The 21,612-nt window shown below is 56.6% G+C and carries 24 protein-coding genes; all 24 read right to left on the reverse strand.

Annotated features, from left to right (window positions below; all coding sequences use genetic code 11):
• The coding region (gene flhB / locus M0974_RS09585; RefSeq protein WP_297835675.1) for a flagellar type III secretion system protein FlhB at positions 1–925 on the reverse strand (925 nt) is incomplete at its 3' end.
• A gap of 2 nt (positions 926–927) precedes the next feature.
• Positions 928–1,713: a flagellar biosynthetic protein FliR gene (fliR, locus tag M0974_RS09590; protein WP_297835677.1), complete on the reverse strand. Its 786-nt coding sequence runs from the start codon at positions 1,711–1,713 to the stop codon at positions 928–930.
• Positions 1,714–1,717: 4 nt separating this feature from the next.
• A complete protein-coding gene (fliQ, locus tag M0974_RS09595; protein WP_297835679.1) occupies positions 1,718–1,987 on the reverse strand; it encodes a flagellar biosynthesis protein FliQ in 270 nt (89 codons plus the stop codon).
• Between the two features lie 16 nt (positions 1,988–2,003).
• The gene (fliP, locus tag M0974_RS09600) at positions 2,004–2,762 is read right to left on the reverse strand and encodes a flagellar type III secretion system pore protein FliP (protein ID WP_297835680.1); all 759 of its coding nucleotides are present in this window, start codon (positions 2,760–2,762) and stop codon (positions 2,004–2,006) included.
• On the reverse strand, positions 2,762–3,151 hold the full coding sequence (fliO, locus tag M0974_RS09605; RefSeq protein WP_297835717.1) for a flagellar biosynthetic protein FliO: 390 nt from the start codon (positions 3,149–3,151) through the stop codon (positions 2,762–2,764). The genes fliP and fliO overlap by 1 nt, the downstream gene beginning before the upstream one ends.
• A gap of 78 nt (positions 3,152–3,229) precedes the next feature.
• Positions 3,230–3,691, reverse strand: coding sequence for a flagellar motor switch protein FliN (gene fliN / locus M0974_RS09610; protein WP_297835682.1), 462 nt, complete (start codon positions 3,689–3,691; stop codon positions 3,230–3,232).
• Positions 3,692–3,750: 59 nt separating this feature from the next.
• On the reverse strand, positions 3,751–4,719 hold the full coding sequence (gene fliM / locus M0974_RS09615) for a flagellar motor switch protein FliM (RefSeq protein ID WP_297835684.1): 969 nt from the start codon (positions 4,717–4,719) through the stop codon (positions 3,751–3,753).
• Positions 4,720–4,729: 10 nt separating this feature from the next.
• Entirely contained in the window at positions 4,730–5,224 is a 495-nt protein-coding gene (gene fliL, locus M0974_RS09620) for a flagellar basal body-associated protein FliL (protein ID WP_297835686.1), read from the reverse strand.
• A 160-nt stretch (positions 5,225–5,384) separates the two neighbouring features.
• Positions 5,385–6,758 carry a flagellar hook-length control protein FliK gene (locus M0974_RS09625; RefSeq protein WP_297835688.1) on the reverse strand — a complete coding sequence of 458 codons (1,374 nt, stop codon included), beginning with the start codon at positions 6,756–6,758 and terminating at the stop codon, positions 5,385–5,387.
• Positions 6,759–6,830: 72 nt separating this feature from the next.
• A complete protein-coding gene (locus M0974_RS09630) occupies positions 6,831–7,136 on the reverse strand; it encodes an Hpt domain-containing protein (protein ID WP_297835719.1) in 306 nt (101 codons plus the stop codon).
• A gap of 81 nt (positions 7,137–7,217) precedes the next feature.
• Positions 7,218–8,924, reverse strand: coding sequence for a fused response regulator/phosphatase (locus M0974_RS09635; RefSeq protein ID WP_297835690.1), 1,707 nt, complete (start codon positions 8,922–8,924; stop codon positions 7,218–7,220).
• 3 nt (positions 8,925–8,927) lie between these two features.
• Positions 8,928–9,233: an STAS domain-containing protein gene (locus M0974_RS09640; RefSeq protein WP_297835692.1), complete on the reverse strand. Its 306-nt coding sequence runs from the start codon at positions 9,231–9,233 to the stop codon at positions 8,928–8,930.
• A 124-nt stretch (positions 9,234–9,357) separates the two neighbouring features.
• Entirely contained in the window at positions 9,358–9,807 is a 450-nt protein-coding gene (gene fliJ, locus M0974_RS09645) for a flagellar export protein FliJ (RefSeq protein WP_297835694.1), read from the reverse strand.
• Between the two features lie 2 nt (positions 9,808–9,809).
• Positions 9,810–11,171, reverse strand: coding sequence for a flagellar protein export ATPase FliI (gene fliI, locus M0974_RS09650; protein ID WP_297835696.1), 1,362 nt, complete (start codon positions 11,169–11,171; stop codon positions 9,810–9,812).
• Entirely contained in the window at positions 11,161–11,979 is an 819-nt protein-coding gene (gene fliH, locus M0974_RS09655; protein ID WP_297835698.1) for a flagellar assembly protein FliH, read from the reverse strand. The genes fliI and fliH overlap by 11 nt, the downstream gene beginning before the upstream one ends.
• A 10-nt stretch (positions 11,980–11,989) precedes the next feature.
• Complete coding sequence (fliG, locus tag M0974_RS09660; protein WP_297835700.1) at positions 11,990–13,009, reverse strand: flagellar motor switch protein FliG; 1,020 nt, start codon at positions 13,007–13,009, stop codon at positions 11,990–11,992.
• The gene (gene fliF / locus M0974_RS09665; protein WP_297835702.1) at positions 13,002–14,789 is read right to left on the reverse strand and encodes a flagellar basal-body MS-ring/collar protein FliF; all 1,788 of its coding nucleotides are present in this window, start codon (positions 14,787–14,789) and stop codon (positions 13,002–13,004) included. The genes fliG and fliF overlap by 8 nt, the downstream gene beginning before the upstream one ends.
• Before the next feature lie 14 nt (positions 14,790–14,803).
• A complete protein-coding gene (gene fliE, locus M0974_RS09670; RefSeq protein ID WP_297835704.1) occupies positions 14,804–15,133 on the reverse strand; it encodes a flagellar hook-basal body complex protein FliE in 330 nt (109 codons plus the stop codon).
• A 333-nt stretch (positions 15,134–15,466) separates the two neighbouring features.
• On the reverse strand, positions 15,467–16,894 hold the full coding sequence (locus M0974_RS09675; protein ID WP_297835706.1) for a sigma-54 dependent transcriptional regulator: 1,428 nt from the start codon (positions 16,892–16,894) through the stop codon (positions 15,467–15,469).
• Positions 16,894–18,108: an ATP-binding protein gene (locus M0974_RS09680; RefSeq protein WP_297835707.1), complete on the reverse strand. Its 1,215-nt coding sequence runs from the start codon at positions 18,106–18,108 to the stop codon at positions 16,894–16,896. Before M0974_RS09680 ends, M0974_RS09675 begins: the two co-directional genes overlap by 1 nt.
• 122 nt (positions 18,109–18,230) lie before the next feature.
• Positions 18,231–19,706 carry a sigma-54 dependent transcriptional regulator gene (locus M0974_RS09685; protein WP_297835709.1) on the reverse strand — a complete coding sequence of 492 codons (1,476 nt, stop codon included), beginning with the start codon at positions 19,704–19,706 and terminating at the stop codon, positions 18,231–18,233.
• A gap of 163 nt (positions 19,707–19,869) precedes the next feature.
• Complete coding sequence (locus M0974_RS09690; protein WP_297835711.1) at positions 19,870–20,172, reverse strand: flagellar protein FliT; 303 nt, start codon at positions 20,170–20,172, stop codon at positions 19,870–19,872.
• A gap of 27 nt (positions 20,173–20,199) precedes the next feature.
• Complete coding sequence (gene fliS / locus M0974_RS09695; protein WP_297835713.1) at positions 20,200–20,589, reverse strand: flagellar export chaperone FliS; 390 nt, start codon at positions 20,587–20,589, stop codon at positions 20,200–20,202.
• Between the two features lie 128 nt (positions 20,590–20,717).
• On the reverse strand, positions 20,718–21,612 hold an 895-nt coding region (gene fliD, locus M0974_RS09700; RefSeq protein WP_297835715.1), incomplete at its 5' end, for a flagellar filament capping protein FliD.

Raw genomic sequence — 21,612 nt, forward strand, 5'->3', positions numbered from 1 at the left:
GCTCACCGGCGATTTCGCGGATTTTAAGCGCCAGAAAATCAGTCCCTTTTGCCAGCAACATCGGCGCCCCACCCTTTTCGGGATCATATTGCAGCGCCACGGCAAAGTGAGTCGGGTTGGTGATAATAACGTCGGCCTTGGGAATCGACGACAACATGCGCCGCTGAGACATCTCGCGCTGCAGTTGACGAATACGCTGCTTCACTTCAGGACGCCCTTCATTGTCCTTGTGCTCGTCGCGTATTTCCTGCTTGGTCATCATCAGCTTTTTGTGAGCTTCGTAGATCTGATACGGAACGTCGACCGCCGCGATGATCATCAAGCCGCAGGCCATCCATAACGCACTCCAGCCGAGTAACTGAATGCTGTGGATAATCGCGCTTTCCAGTGGCTCATGGGCGATGGAAATCAGGTCATTCTTATCCTTCTGCAGCACGTACAGCGCCACCATCAGCGTGATAGCGAATTTCGCAATAGACTTCAGCAGCTCGACCAACGCGTGGGTCGACACCATGCGTTTCAGGCCAGACAACGGGTTCATCCGACTGAACTTGGGCGCCATGGAGCCGGTTGAAAATATCCATCCGCCCAATGAGATTGGGCCAATGACGGCGGCCAACACCATCAATAGCATCAGCGGCTGAATGGCAACCAGCGCCGCTTTACCTGCGTTGAGGAAATACAGGCCCATGTAGTGATCATCCATGATCACCTCCCGCGGCAGGCTGAAATTGGTGCGCATCAAATCAAGCATCATTTGTGCGATCTGACCACCAAACATCAACAAACCGCCCGCTCCCGCCAGCGTCACGATCAATGTATTCAGCTCTTTGGAGCGGGCCGTCTCGCCTTTGTCTCGAGAGTCCTTGACCCGTTTGTCTGTGGGGTCCTCTGTCTTGTCCGCGCCATTCTCGTCTTCGGCCATGGTCAGTGCGCCCTAACCATGCGTCGCATCAGCTGCAATGCTTCGGCGGCAAGCGGCGGAAATTGATTGAGCATGTCGCCTAGAGTCATCCACAAAATCACCATACCGAGCACCAGCGTCAGTGGAATACCGATGGAGAACATGTTCAGTTGTGGCGCCGCACGGGTCATGACGCCAAACGCCACACTGACCACCAACAACGCAGTCACGGCCGGCAACACCAATAGCAGCCCAGCACCCAACACCCAACCGAACCGGCCGACCAACTCCCACAGTTGCCCGACGTCGACGCCACTGCCCACCGGCAACGTGGTGAAGCTCTCGACCAACACCTCAAACACCACCAAATGGCCATTCATGGCGAGGAACAGCAGGGTCACCAGCATGGTGAAAAACTGCCCGATAACCGCAACCGACACTCCGTTGGTAGGGTCAACCATGGAAGCGAAGCCCATGCCCATCTGGATCGAGACAATTTGTCCGGCGATGACAAACGCCTGAAAAAACAGTTGCAGGGACATACCCAGCATGGCGCCAATGATTATCTGCTCGGCAATCAACAGCAATGCACTGAGGTCCAGCGCATGCACTTCAGGCATGGGCGGCAAGCTAGGGGCAATCACCACGGTGATTGCCAGGGAGAAATACAACCGCACCCGCGCCGGCACCAGAGTCGTGCCAAAAATCGGCATGGTCATCAACACCGCAGCGACCCGGAACAGAGGGAGCATAAAGCTCGCCACCCAGGTCCCGATCTGCGTGTCAGTCAGGGCTAGTAGGGAGGGCATAACGTCAACCGATGACCGTCGGGATGCTACCGTAGAGTCCCTGGATATATTCCATGAACACCCGCATCAACCATGGTCCAGCAACGATCAGCGTGATCAACATCACCAACAGACGCGGGAGGAAGCTCAGGGTTTGTTCGTTGATCTGGGTCGCAGCCTGGAACATCGCCACCAGCAGCCCGACAATCAAGCTCGGCACCACCAGCACCGATACCATCATCGTGGTCAGCCATAAGGCATCGCGAAATAGATCGACGGCAACTTCTGGCGTCATTGCATGCCCTCCCCACTCATGGCGATACCCCACCGAAACTGCTGGCAAGCGTGCCGATGATCAAGGCCCAACCATCCACCAACACGAACAGCATGATTTTGAAGGGCAACGAAATAATCAGCGGCGACAGCATCATCATGCCCATCGCCATCAGGACGCTGGCTACCACAAGATCGATGATCAGAAACGGGATAAAGATCATGAAGCCAATCTGGAACGCCGTTTTAAGCTCGGACGTGACGAACGCCGGAACCAGAATGGTCAACGGCGCCGCATCTGGGCTGGCGATATCAGTGCGCTTTGACAGTCGCATGAACAGGTCGAGGTCGCTCTGACGAGTCTGTGCCAACATGAAACCTTTGACCGGCACTTGCGCCTTGATCACTGCCTCCTGAGCCGTCAGCTTTTCGGCCAGATAGGGCTGCAGCGCATCGGTGTTCACCCGGTCAAACACCGGTGCCATGATAAACAGCGTCAAAAACAGCGCCATGCCGGTCAAAATCTGGTTCGACGGTGTCTGTTGCAGGCCCAAGGCCTGACGCAATATGGAGAAGACAATGATGATCCGGGTAAAACTGGTCATCAGCATGACGAACGCCGGGATAAAACTCAGCGCGGTCATGATCAGCAGAATCTGCAGGTTGACCGAATACTCCTGCGCACCGTTGGCGCCGGTAGACATGCTGATAGCCGGAATCGTCAACGGATCGGCAGCGAAAACTATAGGCGCAGCCAGTACCAGCAGCAGCGTCAATGCGATGCGCAACGCGGTCATTACTTCTTATCCTTATGGTCCTTGCCCAGCAGTTCCATCAGGCGCTGTGCGAACTCTGGCGTGGCACGTTCGCTATCAGGGACCTGCACCGGCTCTTTGAGCACGTGCAAAGGGGTGATTCGACCGGGGGTGATGCCCAGCAGGATCTGCTCCTTACCCACCTGAACCAGCACCAGCCGATCACGCGGACCGAGAGCCCGCGAACCCAATACTTCAATCATCTGACCGTTACGCGGACTCGCGCCCTGAACCCGACGCAGCAGCCAGGCAAGCCCAAAGATCAAGCCCACCACCAACAACAGGCCCAAGACCAGTTGCGTCAGCTGCCCCCCGACACCGCCGCTCATCAGCGTGCTGGCGGGCGCCGCAGCAATAGCAGCCGCTGGCATAACCGGGTCGGCCGCCAGCGCGCTGAACGCAACCGCGCTCAGCAGCAAGGTGAGGATCGCACCGGAGCACTTATTCACTTAGCGCAACTTCTTGATGCGTTCGCTTGGGCTGATGACATCTGTCAGGCGTATGCCGAACTTTTCGTTGACCACCACCACTTCACCGTGAGCAATCAAGGTGCCGTTCACCAGCACGTCCAGCGGTTCACCTGCCAGGCGATCAAGCTCGATCACCGAACCCTGGTTAAGCTGCAGAAGGTTACGGATGTTAATGTCTGTACTGCCAACTTCCATGGAAATCGAGACTGGAATATCCAGAATCACATCCAGGTTGGGGCCGTCCAGCGACACCGCCGCGTTGCTCTTCGGCACACTGCCAAACTCTTCCATCGGCAAGCGATTGGAGGCTGAACCAGCATCGGCAGCCAGCAAGGAATCGATATCGTCCTGGCTAGCATCACCGGACTCACCCAGTGCAGCCGCCCATTCATCAGCCAATGCTTGGTCTTCGGCAGAAGTTGTTTCGTTTTCATTGGCCATCAGTTGTCCTCGGCGAGCATTGATTCGTTAAAACAGCACGGTGTTCGGCTGAAATGGTGTCAGCGTCGCGCGATCGGTTCGACCACTTGCAACGCCAGATGTCCTTTGTGCGACCCCAGCTTGACCTTGAACGCAGGCACGCCATTGGCCCGCATGATCATATGCTCAGGCAAATCAACCGGGATCACGTCACCCGGCTGCATGTGCAGGATGTCGCGCAACAGTATTTGACGACGGGCGACTACCGCGCTCAAGGGTACGGCGACATCCAGGACGTCCTCTTTCAAGGCATTGACCCAGCGTTCGTCCTGGTCATCCAGATCCGACTGGAAGCCAGCGTCGAGCATTTCACGTACAGGCTCGATCATCGAATACGGCATGGTGACGTGCAGGTCGCCACCACCACCATCGAGTTCGATATGAAAAGTAGACACTACGACCGCTTCGCTCGGACCGACGATGTTGGCCATGGCCGGGTTTACTTCGGAGTTTATGTACTCGAAGCTCACCTCCATGATCGCCTGCCAAGCTTCTTTCAGGTCGATAAACGCCTGTTCAAGTACCATCCGCACGACACGCAACTCGGTGGGCGTGAACTCCCGCCCTTCAATCTTGGCGTGTCGACCGTCACCGCCAAAAAAGTTGTCCACCAGCTTGAACACCAGCTTGGCGTCCAGAATGAACAAGGCCGTGCCGCGCAACGGCTTGATTTTGACCAGATTGAGGCTGGTTGGTACATACAGTGAGTGCACATACTCACCGAACTTCATGACTTGGACCCCGCCCACGGCCACGTCAGCAGAGCGGCGCAACATGTTGAACATGCTGATACGGGTATAACGGGCAAAGCGTTCGTTGATCATTTCAAGGGTCGGCATCCGTCCACGGACGATCCGATCCTGGCTAGTCAGGTCATAGCTTTTGACGCTGCCGGGCTCGGCGGCGGCTTCGGTCTGAACCAGACCATCGTCCACGCCGTGCAGCAGCGCATCGATTTCTTCCTGGGACAGCAGGTCTTGCACGGCCATAGTCGTGGTCCTACTGCAATACGAAGTTAGTAAAAAGCAATTGTTCGATCACCACTTTACCAACCTCTTTCTGCGCCACTTCCTGCACGCTGGCGAATGCTTTCTGCCGCAGCAGATCTTGCCCGAGCGGTTGAGTGAGCGAGTCGAAGGGTTGTGCGGAAAACAGCATCACGAGGTTGTTACGAATCACCGGCATGTGGACTTTCAACGCATCGAGGTCAGCTTGATTGCGCCCTAACAGGGTGATGCTGACCTGCATGTAGCGCTGCTTGCCATTCTGATTGAAGTTGACCACGAAGGCCGGGGCCATCGGTTCGAAGATCGAGGGAAATTTGGTGTTTGCGGCTTGCGCTGCCTCATCAGGTTTAGGCTGCGGCTTGTGCAGAAAAAACCACGTGGCCCCCACCGAAATACCAATTGCCAGCAACGCCCCTAACACCACCAGGAGAATAAGCTTGAGTTTGCCTTTCGCGGCAGGGTCTTTAACTTCGTCGCTCTTCGCCATGCCAATAATCCGTCACTATTCGGGGGAGTTCTCAATACGTGACAGATGAAGAGCAAGTGTTATGCCAGATATGATCGAAACCAATATCCACTGTAGGAGCACGCTTGCCCGCGATGGAGCGCGAGCCCAGACCGATCGCGGGCAGGCGCGCTCCTACAGGTCAAGCGTAATAATCGACCTGGCTGCTGCCAATCACGGTCATCGGCTGGGTCGCGGCGGCCACTTCGTGAATTGCACTGTCGTCATGGCTATCGCCGCGGTCGGAACCACTGCTCGCCACTGAACTGCTGCGCGAGCTCTGATTAGCATCTTGTTGGCCCTGGCCTTGCCCCTGCGAGCCGCGCGACTGGTCCGAGACGCTGACATCGACCTGCCCCAAGCCCTGCTGAGCGAACGAGTCGCGCAACTTGGACATCTGCCCCTCCAGCGCCTCACGCACGCCGACGTGGGCACTCATAAAGGTAATCTGGGTCTGCTGGTCCGCTGCCATATTGACGCGGATATCCAAGCGACCCAGCTCAGCCGGGGCCAGTTGAATGTCGGCAGATTTCAGATTCTGACTGGACAAGTACATGACTCGATCCACCACTGCTTCGCTCCAGCCGCTCTGGTGCATGGCCAACGGCTGGGTCAACGGCGACGCCACAGCGGTAGCAGCAGCTTTAGGTTGTACGGCTTGACTCAATGCGGCCAGGCGATTGGCAAAGTCATCGACCCGCGTATCTGAAGCTGCACTTTTGGTGTCTTTCAGGCCGTCTTCGATCAGCCCTTTGAAGGCTTTATCGCCACCGTCGGCGCTGGCGCTGTCAGCGGCTTGCTGATCCACAGGCACTGTCAGGTTATTGGCGATAGTCTGCAGCGAATCGGAGCCCGTTTGAGTGGTCGACGTTTTCTGGTCGGTAGCGCCAGCCAAGGTACCGGTTGCCCCCGTGGTGGAGGCCGCGCCTTTGCTATTTTGCTGCAATGCCACTTGCACCGCCGCCAAACCTTCCAATGGATCAGACGCTGGGTCGAAAGCTTTAGGGTCAGTCGGAGGCGCTGGCTGCGGGATCACAGCCGCGACCATGGCCGCAGGGATTTCAATGACAGGCGGCGCAATGACAACCGGCGGTACAGGCTCCGGGGCCGGCAGTGCAACGTCAGCGGTTAACGTTGGATCAGGCACTGGCGTGACCGGTGCAGCATCAGTCGCCACTGGGTCAACGGGCTTTTCGTCAGCCGCGTCGTTCTTCTTTTTTGCCGCTTTGTCGGCAGGCAAGGATTTGCCGCTATCGGCAACGTCTCGCTTGGAGGCGGCAGGCTTAGCGTCTGCTGTGTGTTTGTTGTTGACGACCGTTGGCTTGTCCTTAACCGCTTTCCCCTGCGTGTCATGGACCACAACCGGCTTAGAATCAGCCTGCTTGGAATAGACTTGGGCAAAGCTGGAAGCGCTGTCCTTACTGGTCTCGGCCGCTTTCGCCACAGGAACGGCGATTGCTGGTTTGGACTTGGCTACGGGGGTAGCCTGCAGAAAGGGATTAGGGGCAAGGGCCATGGCGGTCTCCGTACGGGCGCAAGTACAAAGACTCATAGCAAACGGCGGGCCAGCTTTGTATCGCCCCTACTTTTAGTTAAACCGCTGGCGCTCAATCGAGAATAAGTGACGGACCTCGGCAAATTCGCGCTCTATATCGTGCACCCACCCCTCAGCGCCAGACAACTCCCGCCGTTGAGTGCGCTCCTCAAGCTGGCCACAGAGTTCTGACAGCCGAACGGCACCCATATTGCCGCTGCTGCCCTTGAAACTGTGGGCTGCCATTGTCAACTCATCCAGGCTAGATGCCTCGGTCAACAGCGCGTGATGCAATTGCTCCAGAAGTTGCTCCGAGTCGCTCAGGAACGTGTCGATCAGGGTCGGATACTCTCCTTCCATGACGTCTTGCAAGTTACTTAAAACACCGTAGTCCACGTGATTCACTGCCACTTGCTCGCTCCTTGATCAAGAATCCTGGAATTATGCCTGAGCGCCCCAGGAAAATTCCACGGTTGCTGTGCGTCCGTCCTCAGACCAGTGACAATGTTGACTCAACCTGCGAACCACATCGAGGCCGCGTCCCGACAATTCGTGGGCTGCATACGGCACCGCCATGACTCGGTTGACGTCAAACCCGGCGCCGCTGTCTTCAACACGGACGACCAATCGACCACCACGTTCGTGTGGCACAACCTGTAGATGCAGGCGCACATAACCGTCTTCAAGATCTGCCAGACGGGCACTGCGCTCGCGATAATAGTGGGCGAAACCCGATGCATCGCGCTTGAGCCGGGAATCGAGCCCCAGCACTCCGTGTTCCAGCGCGTTGGTATATAACTCTGCCAGTACGCTGTAGAGCGCCCCACTTTGACTGCGCAGGCCGTGCACTTCCAACAGCAACTGCAACAAATAAGGCAGCGGATTAAAACGTTTCAAGGTGGCGGCGCGGTATTCGAAACTCACCGACCAATCCAGCGGGCTTGATTCACCGCTGTCGGAATAGGTCACTGCTGGCGAACCCAATAGCTGCGAGTCGACCAAGGTGATTTCGACCATGCTCACGTCATCTCGAACATCGCCGCGGAAGTCATTCAAAGCGGTGCATATTTCATCAATCAGCGAATCCGGTTGGCGATTGGCCGCAAATACGGCATGCAAACGCTTAGTACCAAACAACTGTTCATTGATGTCACTGGTGTCGAGCACCCCGTCAGACAATAGAAAGATCCGGTCGCCCAGCGACAACGGATGCACTTCGGTCTGATCATCGAAACGGCTCGGTTCCAGTACGCCTAACGGCAGGTGCCGGGATACCAACGGCGTGCGCTCACCGGTGGCGATACGGTGCAGATAACCGTCGGGCAAGCCGCCATTCCACACTTCAACCTGATGAACATTAAAGTTGACGCTCAATAACGTCGCGCAGCAGAACATGTCTACCGGCAAAATTCGCTTGAGCTTGGCGTTCATCTCTCGCAAGGTTTCCGCCAGACCGTAGCCTTTGGCAGTCATCCCGTAAAACACCTCAGCCAACGGCATCGCGCCTACCGCGGCCGGTAAACCATGGCCGGTGAAGTCCCCCAGCAACACGTGCATATTGCCAGCCGGGGTGTAGGCAGCGAGCAGCAAGTCGCCGTTAAACAGGGCATAGGGCGATTGCAGGTAACGAATATTGGGTGCGCTGAGGCAACCCGAGTGCGCGACCTGATCGAAGACTGCCTTGGCCACACGCTGCTCGTTGAGCAGGTAGCCGTGGTGCTTTGTAATTTGGTCGCGCTGCTGCAACACAGTGTCGTGCAAACGTCGCAGACGGTTCATGGCGTTGATTTTTGCCGCCAAAATCACTTGGTTATACGGCTTGGCGACAAAGTCATCACCTCCGGCATCCAGACAACGCACCAACGCTTCGCTTTCACTCAGCGAGGTCAGAAAAATAATCGGCACCAATGATTCGCCGGCCATTTGCTTGATCCGCCGCGCCGCTTCGAACCCGTCCATGACCGGCATCATGGCGTCCATCAACACCAACTGCGGACGTTCCCTTTCAAAAACCTCCACTGCCTCCTGACCATTGCTCACGCTGAGCACGCGGTGGCCTTGGCGACGGACGATAGTGCTCAGCAGCAAACGATCGCTGGCGTTGTCGTCCGCAATCAATATGCACAGGCTTTCAGCAACGACGGACACCGGTCAGCCTATTTTGAAGAGTTTGGAAAAGTTGGAGATCGTCAGGATGGTTTCTACGTCGTTATTGCAATTGACCAGGCGTATGTCGGAGTTCTCACCGCCCGCGTGACCACGCAAAAGCAGCAACATGCCGAGCGCCGAGCTGTCCAGGTAGCTTGTGCCTTTGAGGTCGACGACAAAGCGTCTCGGGGCACCCGCAGCGTCTTCGTACGCACTGCGAAAATCCTGATGGGCTGCGAAATCAAAGCGGCCCTTAATAAAAATGGTCAGCTCTTGTCCGTCATGGGACAGCTCTGAAGTCACAGACATATTTGAGTTCCTTGGGTCAGCAAAGGCTGTTGTGCAGCTAGGCTTTTAGCATTCAAAAGCCCTTGCGGCAAATCCTGCTTGGGTCGGTATCGGATTCTGGTTATCAGGAGGGCGAGACTGTTATTTACAAATAGTCATGACGGGGAATTCTCTGGGACAGTTCATCGAGCAATTTTTGCTCGCGCTTGTCCTCTAGCTGCCGTGCTTCGTCGATGTAGCGCTGCACCAGTTTTCGTAAACCTTCGACCCGTGCGTAGCATTGCTGCCAGACACCGCGGGCTTTATCGAGGTTGGTTTGATGCCACGCCAGGCTTTGTCGCTGCTGAGAGACGGCGGTTTCCAACTGATTGAGGAAGCTTTGATAGTTCATCAACCACTGGCCGGAAACACCGTGCGCGCCCTTCTCCTGCCACTGCTTCTGATAGTCGGTGCGAAAGCGTTCGAGGTCACCGAGCTTGGTTTCTGCCAGCTTGACCTGCCCCTGAAAATGCCCCAGACGCTGAACCGCTGTGCGCTCAGCTTTTTCTGCCATATCGACCACTGGCGCCAAACGCACTGCACGAGTTTGCGCCATGACTAGCCGCCGCCGGCGATAGGGTTAAAGACTGCCGCCAGACGCGCGCCACTTTCTTGCAGGCTTTCGTTGTCGTTGAGCCCCTGGCGCAAGTAGCGCACCAATGTTGGCTGCAACGAAATAGCCATGTCAGTTTCGCGATCACCGCCCGCCACGTAGGCGCCAACGCTGATCAAGTCGCGGCTCTGCTGGTAGCGCGACCACAATTGTTTGAAATGCTGCGCCTGCTGCATGTGTTCCGGGGTCACCACCGAAGGCATGACTCGGCTAATGGAAGCTTCGATGTCGATGGCTGGGTAATGCCCTTCTTCGGCCAAGCGCCGGGACAGCACAATGTGCCCATCGAGCACACCCCGTGCGGCATCGGCAATCGGGTCTTGTTGATCATCACCCTCGGACAACACGGTATAAAACGCAGTAATCGAGCCGCCCCCAGCCTCAGCGTTGCCTGCGCGCTCGACCAGTTTCGGCAGCTTGGCAAACACCGAAGGCGGATAGCCTTTGGTAGCCGGCGGTTCACCAATGGCCAATGCGATTTCCCGCTGGGCCTGAGCAAATCGAGTCAGAGAATCCATCAACAGCAGGACATTTTTGCCTTTGTCGCGAAAGTATTCGGCGATGCGCGTGCAATACATGGCAGCGCGCATCCGCATCAACGGCGCATCGTCAGCAGGCGACGCCACCACCACCGAACGTTTCAAGCCTTCTTCGCCCAGGATGTGCTCGATGAACTCCTTGACCTCCCTGCCCCGCTCACCGATCAGCCCGACCACGATAATGTCGGCTTCAGTGAAGCGCGTCATCATCCCCAGCAGCACGCTCTTGCCCACGCCCGTACCGGCGAACAGGCCCAGACGCTGGCCACGGCCTACCGTCAATAATCCGTTGATACTGCGAATGCCGACGTCCAGTGGCTGGCTGATCGGGTCACGCTTGAGCGGGTTAATGGTGGGGCCGTCCATGGGAACCCAATCTTCGGCTTTCATGCCGCCTTTGCCGTCGAGGGCGCGACCGGCACCATCAAGTACCCGACCGAGCATGCCCATGCCCATGGGCAAGCGACCGGTGTCGGCCAGCGGAACCACCCGGGCGCCAGGCGCAATACCCGCAACGCTGCCCACCGGCATTAAAAACACCTTGGACCCGGAGAAACCCATGACTTCGGCTTCGACTTGCACCGGATCATGGCTGTCATCGTTGATCACTACACAACGGCTGCCCATGGCCGCACGCAAGCCCTCAGCTTCAAGGGTCAAACCGACCATGCGCAGCAGGCGACCTTCCACCACCGGCTGGGCGGCCAACTGAATGGCTTCGGTGTAGGAACTCAGGCGTTTGCCGAAGCTGGTCCGCTCAAGGCGCATCGGTGGCTTCTTGGGGTGCGTCAGGTTCAACCGACGGCGACACGGCCGGGGCAACATCAAGGTCGATGCTCACGTCGGCTGCCGCCGGGTGCAGCGCCTGGTCGTGCAACTGATCGAACATTTTCACCAGTGCTTGGGAAATTCGGGTTTCGATGGTGGCGTCAATTCGGCTGTGCTCAGTTTCGACCCGACAACCACCAGCCTGCAAGGCATCGTCTTCAAGGATGCGCCAAGTTTCTTCATGGCGTTCGCGCAAGGCTTTGATTTGCTCAAAATCCTGAGGATTGACGAAGATACGAATATTGTTGGCGCCCATGGGCAACAATTTCAACGCGTCACGCAACACCCTGCCGATCACACTGGAATCGATCGTCAGCTCACGCTGAATCACTTGACGGGTAATGTGCCCGACCAGTTCGATCAGGGATTTTTCAATCTGTGAGTCTTGATCGGAAATAGGGTCGAGCAACTGCCCCATGAGCTGTTCAAGGTTGCCAAGCTTGGCAGTCAGGGCAATGTCTGCCTCGTGCCGGACCTTGAGCTGCGTGCTGTGAAAGCCTTCTTTTTCGCCGGTAGCAAAGCCCTCGTTGTAGGCTTCCTGACGAATGCTTTCCAGCTCTTCGAGGGTCAGCGGCTGAACTTCGTCCAGCGGCACCTCCTCCATCTCGGCCGGGGTTTCCAGAACCGGCTCGGGTTCTGGAGGCGGTTCTTTATACGGGTCAAAGCTGGGTAACGACCAGACATCAAAACCGCCAACGTCCTTGGCGCGAATCAGTTCGCTGGGGGGCTCTTTTTTCGGGCTAGACATGCACTGATCCTTAGATCATTTCTTCGCCGCCCTTGCCACCGAGAACGATTTCTCCGGCTTCGGCCATACGGCGAGCGATGGTAAGGATTTCTTTCTGCGCGGTTTCCACGTCACTGACGCGAACTGGGCCTTTGGCTTCCAGATCGTCGCGCAGCAACTCGGCAGCACGCTTGGACATGTTCTTGAAAATCTTTTCTTTGATGGCTTCGTCGGACCCCTTGAGGGCCAACACCAGCACGTCGGAAGACACTTCGCGTAGCAGCGCCTGGATGCCACGGTCGTCGACATCGGACAGGTTGTTGAAGACGAACATCAGGTCTTCGATCTGCGTTGACAAGTCGCCATCGACTTCGCGGATAGCGTCCATCAACTGACCTTCGACCGAGCTGTCGAGGAAGTTCATGATGTCGGCAGCACGCTTGATACCACCCAATGTGGTGCGCGCCGCGTTGGAGTTACCGGAGAATTGTTTCTCCAGAATCTGGTTCAACTCTTTCAACGCTGCTGGCTGCACGGTATTGAGTGAGGAGACGCGCAGGATAATGTCCAGGCGTACCTTCTGGTCGAAATGGCCCAACACTTCGCCCGCTTGATCCGGGTCCAGGTACGCCACCACGATGGCTTGAATCTGCGGATGCTCAAAGCGGATCACATCTGCAACGGCACGTGGCTCCATCCACTTAAGGCTGTCCAGCCCGCTGGTATTGCCACCCAGCAAGATCCGGTCGATAAGGCCGTTGGCCTTGTCTTCACCCAGTGCCTGGGTCAGCATTTTGCGAATGTAACCATCGGCGCCGACGCCAAGACTGGTTTGATCGCCGACGATCTCGACGAACTCGCTCATGACCTGCTCAACTTCTTCGCGGTGCACATTGCGCATTTGCGCCATGGCAACACCGACGCGCTGTACCTCTTTAGGGCCCATGTGCCGAAGCACTTGCGCTGCGTCGGTTTCCCCGAGAGAGAGCAAGAGAATGGCGGCTTTATCGACTCGGGTCAGTTTCGCGGTTAGAGCTCTAGCTTCACTCATCAGCATTAATCCACTCTTTCACGACCTGAGCCACGCGACCCGGGTCTTCAGCCACCAGACTCTTGATCGCATTCAATTGCGCGTCATAACCCTCGGTTGGGCTAGGCAACAGAATGCTCTGCGGTCCGCCCAGGCTGACACGGTCGTTGGACAACTCGCCATCCAGACCACCCATGCCGCCAAGTTCTACATCACCCAAGCCACCGCCCAATTGCCGACTTTTACCGTTGGTGATGTTGTTGAGCACTGGCCGCAGAACACCAAACACCAATACCAGGATGAACAATACACCCAGCACCTGTTTAACGATGTCCCAGAACCATGGCTGTGAATAGAACGCTATGTCCGGGATTACTTCACCGCGATCAGGCGCGAATGGCACGTTGACCACGCTGACGCTGTCGCCGCGGCTGGCGTTAAAACCAACGGCGTCCTGCACCAACCGAGTAAAGCGCGCCAACTCATCGGCGTTCCACGGCGTGTGGGTCACATCACCGGTTTTGGCGTCGACCTTGGTTTTGTCATCCACCACTACAGCCACAGACAGGCGATTGACGCGGCCCTGTTGTTGCTTGGTATGGCTGATTGAACGGTCCAACTCAAAATTCTTGGTCGACTGTTGACGCTTGTCGGCCGGGTACGGGGCGAGCATTGGCTGGCCCGTGGCCGGGTCCATGATTTGCTGGCCATTGGCGTCGAGCAACGGTTGGCCCGGCTGAATCGATGCCGTGGAAGCACCGCCCGCCGCACCGGCTGCCTGCGGTGCCGTTGCCGGACCCGGTGGCTGGTTACTCAGCGCGCCCGGAACACCCGATGGCCCTGAACTGGACGAGCGTGTTTCGTTAACCGATTGCTCGCTGCGCAAAGCCGGTTGGTCCGGGTTGAAACTTTCGGCGGTCGATTCGACAGCACTGAAATCCACGTCGGCAGACACTTCAGCCTTGTAGCGGTCATTGCCCAGAATCGGTTGCAGGATGCTCTGCACACGCTGGGTCAACATGCTTTCCATGCGGCGGCTGTAATCAAACTGCTTGCCGGCCATACTTAATTCGGAGTTCTGGTTTTGATCAGACAGCAGCGTGCCTTTTTGATCGACCACGGTAATTTGCGACTTGCTCAACTCGGGAACGGCGGTAGCCACCAAGTTCATGATTGCCAACACTTGACCCGGTTCAAGGGTGCGACCGGCATACAGCTCGATCAGGACCGAGGCGCTTGGTTTACGCTCATCACGGACGAACACCGAGCTTTTCGGAATCGCCAGGTGCACCCGCGCACCTTTAACGTTGTTCAGGCTGGAAATCGTTCGCGCCAATTCGCCCTCAAGGCCACGGCGATAACGTGTGGCTTCCATGAACTGGCTGGTGCCAAGCCCCTGGTCCTTGTCGAGAATTTCAAAACCGATGTTGCCATCAGTCGGTGCAACGCCAGCGCCGGCGAGCTTGATCCGTGCACGCTGTAAATCTTCCGACTTCACCAGCAAGGCACCCGAGCTCGGCTCAACAGTGTATGGAATGTCCGCTGAGGCCAGCGTTTCCATGACCTGCTTGGTGTCCATGCCGGCAAGACTAGGGTAAAGCGGCTTGTAGTCCGGTTGTTGGGACCACAACACCACGGCAAAACCGATCGCAACGCTAGCCGCGAGACCGACCATGAGGCCAACCTGGCGCAACATGGTCATCTCGGACAGATTTTCCAGGAATGACAAACCGAACAGAGGCGGCTTGCCTGAAAGGGCACCGGACTTGGCGGGCAGGTTGTCGCCGATTGCGTCAGCCATGGCTTAAATAGTCCTTAAACCGGCATCTGCATGATGTCTTGATACGCTTGAACCAGTTTGTTGCGAACCTGGGTCAGCGCAGTAAACGAAACGCTGGCTTTTTGCGAAGAGATCATCACGTCGGTGAGGTCCACGCCGCTTTTGCCTACTTCGAACGCGTTCGCCAATTGGTTTGACGCCTGTTGGGTGTCGTTCACTTTATTGACGGCCTGACCGAGCATGTCAGCAAAGCTGTTGGTGCCGCCCACTTGCGGAGTGCCGGCAGCCTTTGGCATAGACATGGCGTCCATTTGCATGGAGCGCATGTCCAACATCAAGCGATTAAATTCAACACCTTGGCTCATGACGTCTCTCTCAAAGGGGCCGCAGATTTTTGACACTCGTTATGCGGTTATCTAAGACTTAGCAACAAGAGTGCCAGACGAGTGATAGCACATAGCCAGATGTATTCGGATGTAGCTTAAAAGTGTTCAGTAAGGATATTTGTGTACACATTTGGTCACCTCACCTGTAGGAGCGCGAAGCGATCCCAAAACGATGAACTCGGTATCCACTGGAGAAATGAGCTAGCTGAATTACTCGCAGCTCACCCTGATCCATCATGTGCAAAAACCTGTGGGAGCAAGCTTGCTTGCGAATAGCTTGACGCGGACCATACTTTCAGCCTGAGAACAGACTCAAGTCGCGAACAAGTATGCCTCTACATCCATCCCCGCATCACGCATTTGCGCCAATTTATAGCGCAGGGTCCGGGGGCTGATGCCTAGCCGCTCGGCAGCTTCTTTGCGCCGGCCACGTTCAGCGCGAAGGGTGTCGATGATCATCTGGAACTCGCGGCGCCGCAGATCATCACCCAAGGCACCCGCAGATTCACCGGCGGGCGCATCGGACGGTGGATTGTCTGACGAGGCCCGCACAGGCGCGACCAACCGTGGCTGGGTGGGCACGCCCAACGCCGGTAACGGTGTGGCTGCTATCGGGCCGGCCAAGCAGAAATCCTGGGGCTGAATCACACCGCCTTGCTGCAAAATCAACGCACGCTGAATCGCGTTATCCAGCTCACGTACATTTCCTGGCCACGGATAGCCAATCAGGCACGCTTGAGCATCGGCCGACAAACGAACGGCGGCATGCTTCATTTTATTGACGTGCTTGGCCAGCAGGCGCTCGGCAAGCGGCAGAATGTCGGCGGTACGCTCGCGCAACGGGCGCCACGCCAACGGAAACACTGATATACGGTAATAAAGGTCTTCACGGAACCGCCCCGCCGCCACTTCCCCGGCCAAATCACGGTTGGTGGTGGCGAGCACACGAATATCAAGCGCGATGGGTTTGCGTGCACCCACTCGCTCAACTTCCCGCTCCTGCAACACTCGCAGCAACTTAGCTTGCAGGCCCAGCGGCATTTCAGAAATTTCGTCCAGCAAAATAGTCCCGCCATCGGCCTGTTCAAACTTGCCCGCCTGCGCAGCAATCGCACCGGTGAACGAGCCTTTTTCATGCCCGAACAGCGTCGCTTCAAGCATGTTGTCAGGGATCGCCGCACAGTTAATCGCAATGAACGGCTTGCTTGCCCGAGTCGACTGCTGGTGAATGAAACGTGCCAACACCTCTTTACCGGTCCCGGACTCGCCGGAGATCAGCACCGTAGAATCACTGCGCGCCACACGAGCCGCCAAGTCCAGCAATTGCGCGCTGGCCGGCTCGCACGCCACCGGCCCCTCGCCTTCGACAGGTCCTGGGCGACCCAAGGCATGACGTGCCACCAACTCCATCAACGCTTTGGGCTCGAACGGCTTGACCAAGTAATCCACAGCCCCCTGACGCATGGCATCCACGGCACGATCCACTGCGGCGTGAGCGGTCATTAGCAGTACCGGCAACTGAGGATGACGGCTGCGCAAGGCACCCAATAACTGATGACCATCCATGCCCGGCATGTTCACGTCGCTCACCACCAAGCTGAACAACTCTTCGGCTGCCGCTTGCAACGCTTCTTCGGCAGAGCCCACCGCTCGAAAGTCGTGGCCGGCCAAAAGCAGGGTTTCGCCCAGTGCCTCGCGCAAAGAAGGATCATCCTCGACCAGCAACACCTTGATTGCCATCAGTTAAATCCTGTGGCGCTGACAGCCGGGATCAATGGCAAAGAAATAATCGCGCAGGTGCCACGACCTGGCCGCGAACGAAACTGCAGTTGGCCTTGGTGCGCACGCGTCACGGCGTTGACGACAGCCAACCCTAGACCAGTACCCGTGGCTTTAGTGGTAAAAAAAGGCTCGCCTATTCGGGCCAATGCCTGGGCATCGATACCACTGCCGTTATCGGTGATACACAGGCGAAGGTTGTTGCCGCGCCTGTAGAGATGAATTTTTAAACGCGCTTTACCGGCACTGGCTTGAATCGCATTTTCAATCAAGTTGAGCAGCGCGCCGACCAATGTGTCGCGATTACAGAGTAATTCGCCCTCAACGGGGTCGCACTGCCAACGCACTGGCATATCCCTGACCTGGATGGCTGCCGATGCCTGCAACGCCAGGAACAGCTGCTGCGGAGCCAGGCGGTCGGTCATTGGCAGTTCGCCGCGCGCGAACACCAACATGTCACGCACCTGGTGCTCCAACTCGTGCAAACGCTCTTTAAGCCGGCCGGCGAAACGCTGCTGTGTGGCCACCGGCAATTCCTGCTCGGTCAAATGGCTGGCGTAGATCAACGCCGCAGACAACGGTGTACGAATCTGATGCGCCAGTGAAGCCACCATTCGCCCGAGGGATGACAGACGCTCATGGCGGGCCAGTTGGTCTTGCAGATGACGGGTTTCGGTGAGGTCGGTTAGCAGCACTAACTGCCCCGGCTCAGCGTCGAGTGAGCGAGTAGCGATCGACAGGCGTCGCCCGTCTTTAAGGGACACTTCGTGACCGTCGTCTTCGCGGGGCGCAAAACAACGACCGATTACATGCCACCACAACTCGCCAGCCAACGGTTCACCCAACAAATCGCAGGCCGCCGGATTCGCTTCATGCACCCGACCGGAGCCGTCGATGACAATCACGCCACCAGGCAACAGGGCTAACAGGTTTTGCAAACGATTGGCCAGCAGCTCTTTTTCCGCCAATTCCTGCATGCGTTGGGCGCTGACCACTGCAAGCTCGCCTTTGAGCTCGGTCACCCGCGCCTCAAGCAAGCTGTATGAATCGCTGAGCTGGTTCGACATTTGATTGAACAGCGCAAACGCCTGCTCAAGGCTGGCCCGACTTTCTTCTTCTAGGGACGGCTGCGCTCCGAAAGGAACGGCAGAAGACAACTGGGCGGCCTGGGGCATAGTGATCTCTCGCATGGCGAACCGTCATAAAACGGTATGTAGCGAGAGACGTAGCAATACCCGTGCCTAAAAAAAACCCCTGAATAATCAGGGGTTTAGTTTTAGGGCAAAAAATTCAAGCGTCAATCATCTGCCTGCTCATCGCCATCACGACGGCTCATGCCGTACTTACGCATTTTTTCAACCAAGGTTGTGCGACGAATACGCAGCCGTTCGGCGGCGCGTGCAACGATGCCACCGGCGTCGTCCAATGCCTGCTGAATCAAGCCCTGTTCGAGCCCGCCCAGATAGTCCTTGAGGTCCAGACCTTCAGGCGGCAACAACGCGCTAGACGCGAAATTTGGCGTGTGACCATTAATGGCTACGCGCTCTTCCAGGTCAATGCGCAGGCTGTCGACCAGCTGTTCATCCTCATCGTCGACGTAGCGAAATTTCTTCGGCAGCTCCACGACGCCGATCACACCGTACGGGTGCATGATCGCCATACGCTCAACCAGATTCGCTAACTCGCGAACGTTGCCCGGCCAACCATGGCGGCAGAGCGACATGATGGCGGCTGAATTGAAGCGAATCGAACCGCGCTTTTCGTGTTCCATGCGTGAAATCAATTCGTTCATCAACAACGGAATGTCTTCTACGCGCTCACGCAGCGGCGCCATTTCGATTGGAAATACGTTGAGTCGGTAGTAAAGATCTTCACGGAACGTGCCGACCTCGATCATGTGCTCAAGGTTCTTGTGCGTCGCGGCGATGATCCGCACATCAACGCTTTGGGTCTTGTTGCTGCCCACGCGTTCGAAAGTACGTTCTTGCAGCACACGCAGTAATTTAACCTGCATGGACAGCGGCATGTCGCCGATTTCATCAAGGAACAGCGTGCCGCCGTTGGCCAATTCAAAGCGCCCGGCGCGGCTCGTAATTGCTCCGGTAAATGCGCCCTTCTCGTGGCCGAACAATTCGCTTTCAAGCAGCTCGGCTGGAATCGCGCCGCAGTTGACCGGCACGAAAGGTCCGTCACGACGCTTGGAGTGATAGTGCAGGTTGCGCGCTACCACCTCTTTGCCCGTTCCCGACTCACCGAGAATCAACACGCTAGCGTCGGTGTCGGCAACCTGCTGCATCATTTGCCGAACATGCTGAATCGCGCGGCTGGTACCTACCAGGCTGCGGAACAGGTTCGGCTCACGATGGCGACCGCGCTCGCGAGCCTGATCGTACATTTCACGATAGACCTGGGCACGGTGCAGGGAGTCGAGCAGCTTGCTATAGCTCGGGGGCATTTCCAGGGAGGACAACACACGTCGGCGCAGATCGTCAGGTAAGTCAACGGGAGTATTTTCACCCATTAACATCACCGGAAGGAACTCATCCCACGCAGCAAGGGTCTTAAGCAAACCTTGAAGGGTACTCGGCGCGCTCACAGTACCAACAAGCACACAAAGCACTTCTCGGGTGGACGCCAAAGGGGTAACCACCTGCTGCCAGTCCTGGCTCGAGCAGGATAAATTTTCTTCGCCAAGAAAATTCAAAATAACCGCCATGTCACGGCGGCGCTGGCTATCGTCATCTATCAGAAGAATCTTGATTTCACGCCACATGCAATAGCAACTTCCCTAGTCAACTCAATGCCCACGAGGGGCAGCTTGGCGTCTATAGCCCGTACGACAATTTAGACGACAGAAAATGTCAGACATCACTAGTTAAGTCAAAAAACCATACACTGTCAAATTTATGGCGCATATTTTTCGATCCACCCAGCTTTTAGCCGAACAGATGGTAAACCTTTGTCGCATTTTTGGCATGCTGGATCTGCGTCATCTCATCAACTATTGCTTGACGCTCTCCGGTAGCCACCTCCAGCAACTGACGATACACACCGAGTAGCTCTTCCAGATTGCTGCGTACCGCCGTTTCATCGAGAAGCGGGGTTTCACTGATCACGTCATCCACACAGGCTCGACACGCCAGGTCTAATTTACCGATCGCATTCCAGTCACGCTCGGCCAAAGCACCGACCAGGGCTTCACGGGTTTCTTCGATACGCTGCAACGCAAGACTACTCATGGTGCTCTCCTCAAAACAGCAGGCTATTTAGACTTGGACTGCCGCAATGGCATCCCAGCCTTCTTTGACCGTACGCAATAGATCGCTAACTTCGTCGAGGATTGCCGGGTCATTTTTTAAATTGGCTTCAGCCAGTCGCGCCATCATGTACACGTACAGGTTGTCTTGGTCACCCAAGGTTTCTGCACGGTTGTGCATATCAAGACCTTCGCGCAAGCCACCAATAATACCGATGGCCTTACTGATCAACGTGCCTTTACCAGGAATATCCTTGCGCTCCATGGCGCCTTTGGCCTGGGCAATACGGTCCAGACCGCCTTCCATCAGCATTTGCACCAAACGGTGTGGGCTAGCTTCAGAAGTCTGGGCTTGCGCACCGATTTTCTGATACTGCCGTAGCGCTAACATCGGGTTCATCTTCTACCTCATCAAAACTCAAAAGTTTGTATAACAAGCTATCGGCGCACGGCCCAAAAACTTTAGATCTGAAACGAAAAGCCCGGCATGCAGGTTAACGCAGCCGGGCTGTTTTCATGGGTCTACGATTAGCCTGTTTTTGACGCGTTCAACGAATCGAAGAATGCAGTGATGCTGGTCGCGGTAGCTTTTAACTGGCCGACGATCAGGTCCATCGCGTTGTATTTTGCCGTGAGCTGAGTCGTCAGGTCGGCGGTGTGCGTGTCCAGGGCAGTTTTACGAGTGGCCAGATCGCTTTGCTGAGAGGTCAGGCTAGTCGTTCGCGTGGCGAGGATCCCGCCGGTCTGCGTATAAGGCGTAAGGATAGCCCCCATGCGCGACAGCAACCCGTTGGTGCTGGGCAGACCACTGGCGTTGGCCGTGCCAGAAAAGAGATCCTGAACCTGACCACCCAAATTCTTGTCGGTCATTGCCGACGCAAATTTTGTTGCGTCAAAACTCAATGTGCCGTCGCCTTGAACGGTTTGGATGCCCAGTTGAGCCAGCACTGATAATTGACTGCCAGGCCCAGGCGTTACCAGCGCACTGCGCAGGGATGCGATCAGCGAACGCGGTAACGGATCACCCGACATCGCCCCGCCATCGCCTACGGTGCCATCCGCCCCCACAACACCCGGTGCCGTAAGCGTGTTGATGGTTTTTGTCAGCGCGTTGTACGCATTTACAAATGTTTGCAGCGATGATTGCAGCCCTGATGTATTGGTCGCAACCGTCACGGTCGACGTAGCGGTATCACCGCTAGCCAACAGCGTCATAGTGATGCCGCTGATCGGGGTTACGGTATTGCTTTTGCTAGTGACCGCTAAACCATCGATAGTAAATTTGGCGTCCTGAGCAATCGCACCGACATAGCCGGCGCTGCCCGAGGTACCGTCCATCTTGGTGGTACCGCTAATTTCCAGGCCTGCAATGCCACTGGTACTGAGGTCGGTGCCAGCACCGGTATTAGTTGAACCCAACACC

It is taken from the genome of Pseudomonas sp. (assembly GCF_026224925.1).
Classification (GTDB): domain Bacteria; phylum Pseudomonadota; class Gammaproteobacteria; order Pseudomonadales; family Pseudomonadaceae; genus Aquipseudomonas.

Excerpts from the sequence above, each read along its gene's own strand:
- M0974_RS09690 (WP_297835711.1), bottom strand. The coding sequence starts at position 20,172 with ATGAGTAGTCTTGCGTTGCAGCGTATCGAAGAAACCCGTGAAGCCCTG.
- fliJ (WP_297835694.1), bottom strand. The coding sequence starts at position 9,807 with ATGGCGCAAACTCGTGCAGTGCGTTTGGCGCCAGTGGTCGATATGGCA.
- M0974_RS09640 (WP_297835692.1), bottom strand. The coding sequence starts at position 9,233 with ATGTCTGTGACTTCAGAGCTGTCCCATGACGGACAAGAGCTGACCATT.
- M0974_RS09685 (WP_297835709.1), bottom strand. The coding sequence starts at position 19,706 with ATGTGGCGTGAAATCAAGATTCTTCTGATAGATGACGATAGCCAGCGC.
- fliI (WP_297835696.1), bottom strand. The coding sequence starts at position 11,171 with ATGCGCCTTGAGCGGACCAGCTTCGGCAAACGCCTGAGTTCCTACACC.
- fliP (WP_297835680.1), bottom strand. The coding sequence starts at position 2,762 with ATGACCGCGTTGCGCATCGCATTGACGCTGCTGCTGGTACTGGCTGCG.
- fliM (WP_297835684.1), bottom strand. The coding sequence starts at position 4,719 with ATGGCCGTGCAAGACCTGCTGTCCCAGGAAGAAATCGATGCGCTGCTG.
- fliN (WP_297835682.1), bottom strand. The coding sequence starts at position 3,691 with ATGGCCAATGAAAACGAAACAACTTCTGCCGAAGACCAAGCATTGGCT.
- fliQ (WP_297835679.1), bottom strand. The coding sequence starts at position 1,987 with ATGACGCCAGAAGTTGCCGTCGATCTATTTCGCGATGCCTTATGGCTG.
- fliE (WP_297835704.1), bottom strand. The coding sequence starts at position 15,133 with ATGAGCCAAGGTGTTGAATTTAATCGCTTGATGTTGGACATGCGCTCC.
- fliL (WP_297835686.1), bottom strand. The coding sequence starts at position 5,224 with ATGGCGAAGAGCGACGAAGTTAAAGACCCTGCCGCGAAAGGCAAACTC.
- fliG (WP_297835700.1), bottom strand. The coding sequence starts at position 13,009 with ATGAGTGAAGCTAGAGCTCTAACCGCGAAACTGACCCGAGTCGATAAA.
- M0974_RS09630 (WP_297835719.1), bottom strand. The coding sequence starts at position 7,136 with ATGGAAGGAGAGTATCCGACCCTGATCGACACGTTCCTGAGCGACTCG.
- M0974_RS09625 (WP_297835688.1), bottom strand. The coding sequence starts at position 6,758 with ATGGCCCTTGCCCCTAATCCCTTTCTGCAGGCTACCCCCGTAGCCAAG.
- fliR (WP_297835677.1), bottom strand. The coding sequence starts at position 1,713 with ATGCCCTCCCTACTAGCCCTGACTGACACGCAGATCGGGACCTGGGTG.
- fliF (WP_297835702.1), bottom strand. The coding sequence starts at position 14,789 with ATGGCTGACGCAATCGGCGACAACCTGCCCGCCAAGTCCGGTGCCCTT.
- fliO (WP_297835717.1), bottom strand. The coding sequence starts at position 3,151 with ATGCCAGCGGCTGCTATTGCTGCGGCGCCCGCCAGCACGCTGATGAGC.
- fliS (WP_297835713.1), bottom strand. The coding sequence starts at position 20,589 with ATGAACCCGATGTTAGCGCTACGGCAGTATCAGAAAATCGGTGCGCAA.
- M0974_RS09675 (WP_297835706.1), bottom strand. The coding sequence starts at position 16,894 with ATGGCAATCAAGGTGTTGCTGGTCGAGGATGATCCTTCTTTGCGCGAG.
- fliH (WP_297835698.1), bottom strand. The coding sequence starts at position 11,979 with ATGTCTAGCCCGAAAAAAGAGCCCCCCAGCGAACTGATTCGCGCCAAG.
- M0974_RS09680 (WP_297835707.1), bottom strand. The coding sequence starts at position 18,108 with ATGCCCCAGGCCGCCCAGTTGTCTTCTGCCGTTCCTTTCGGAGCGCAG.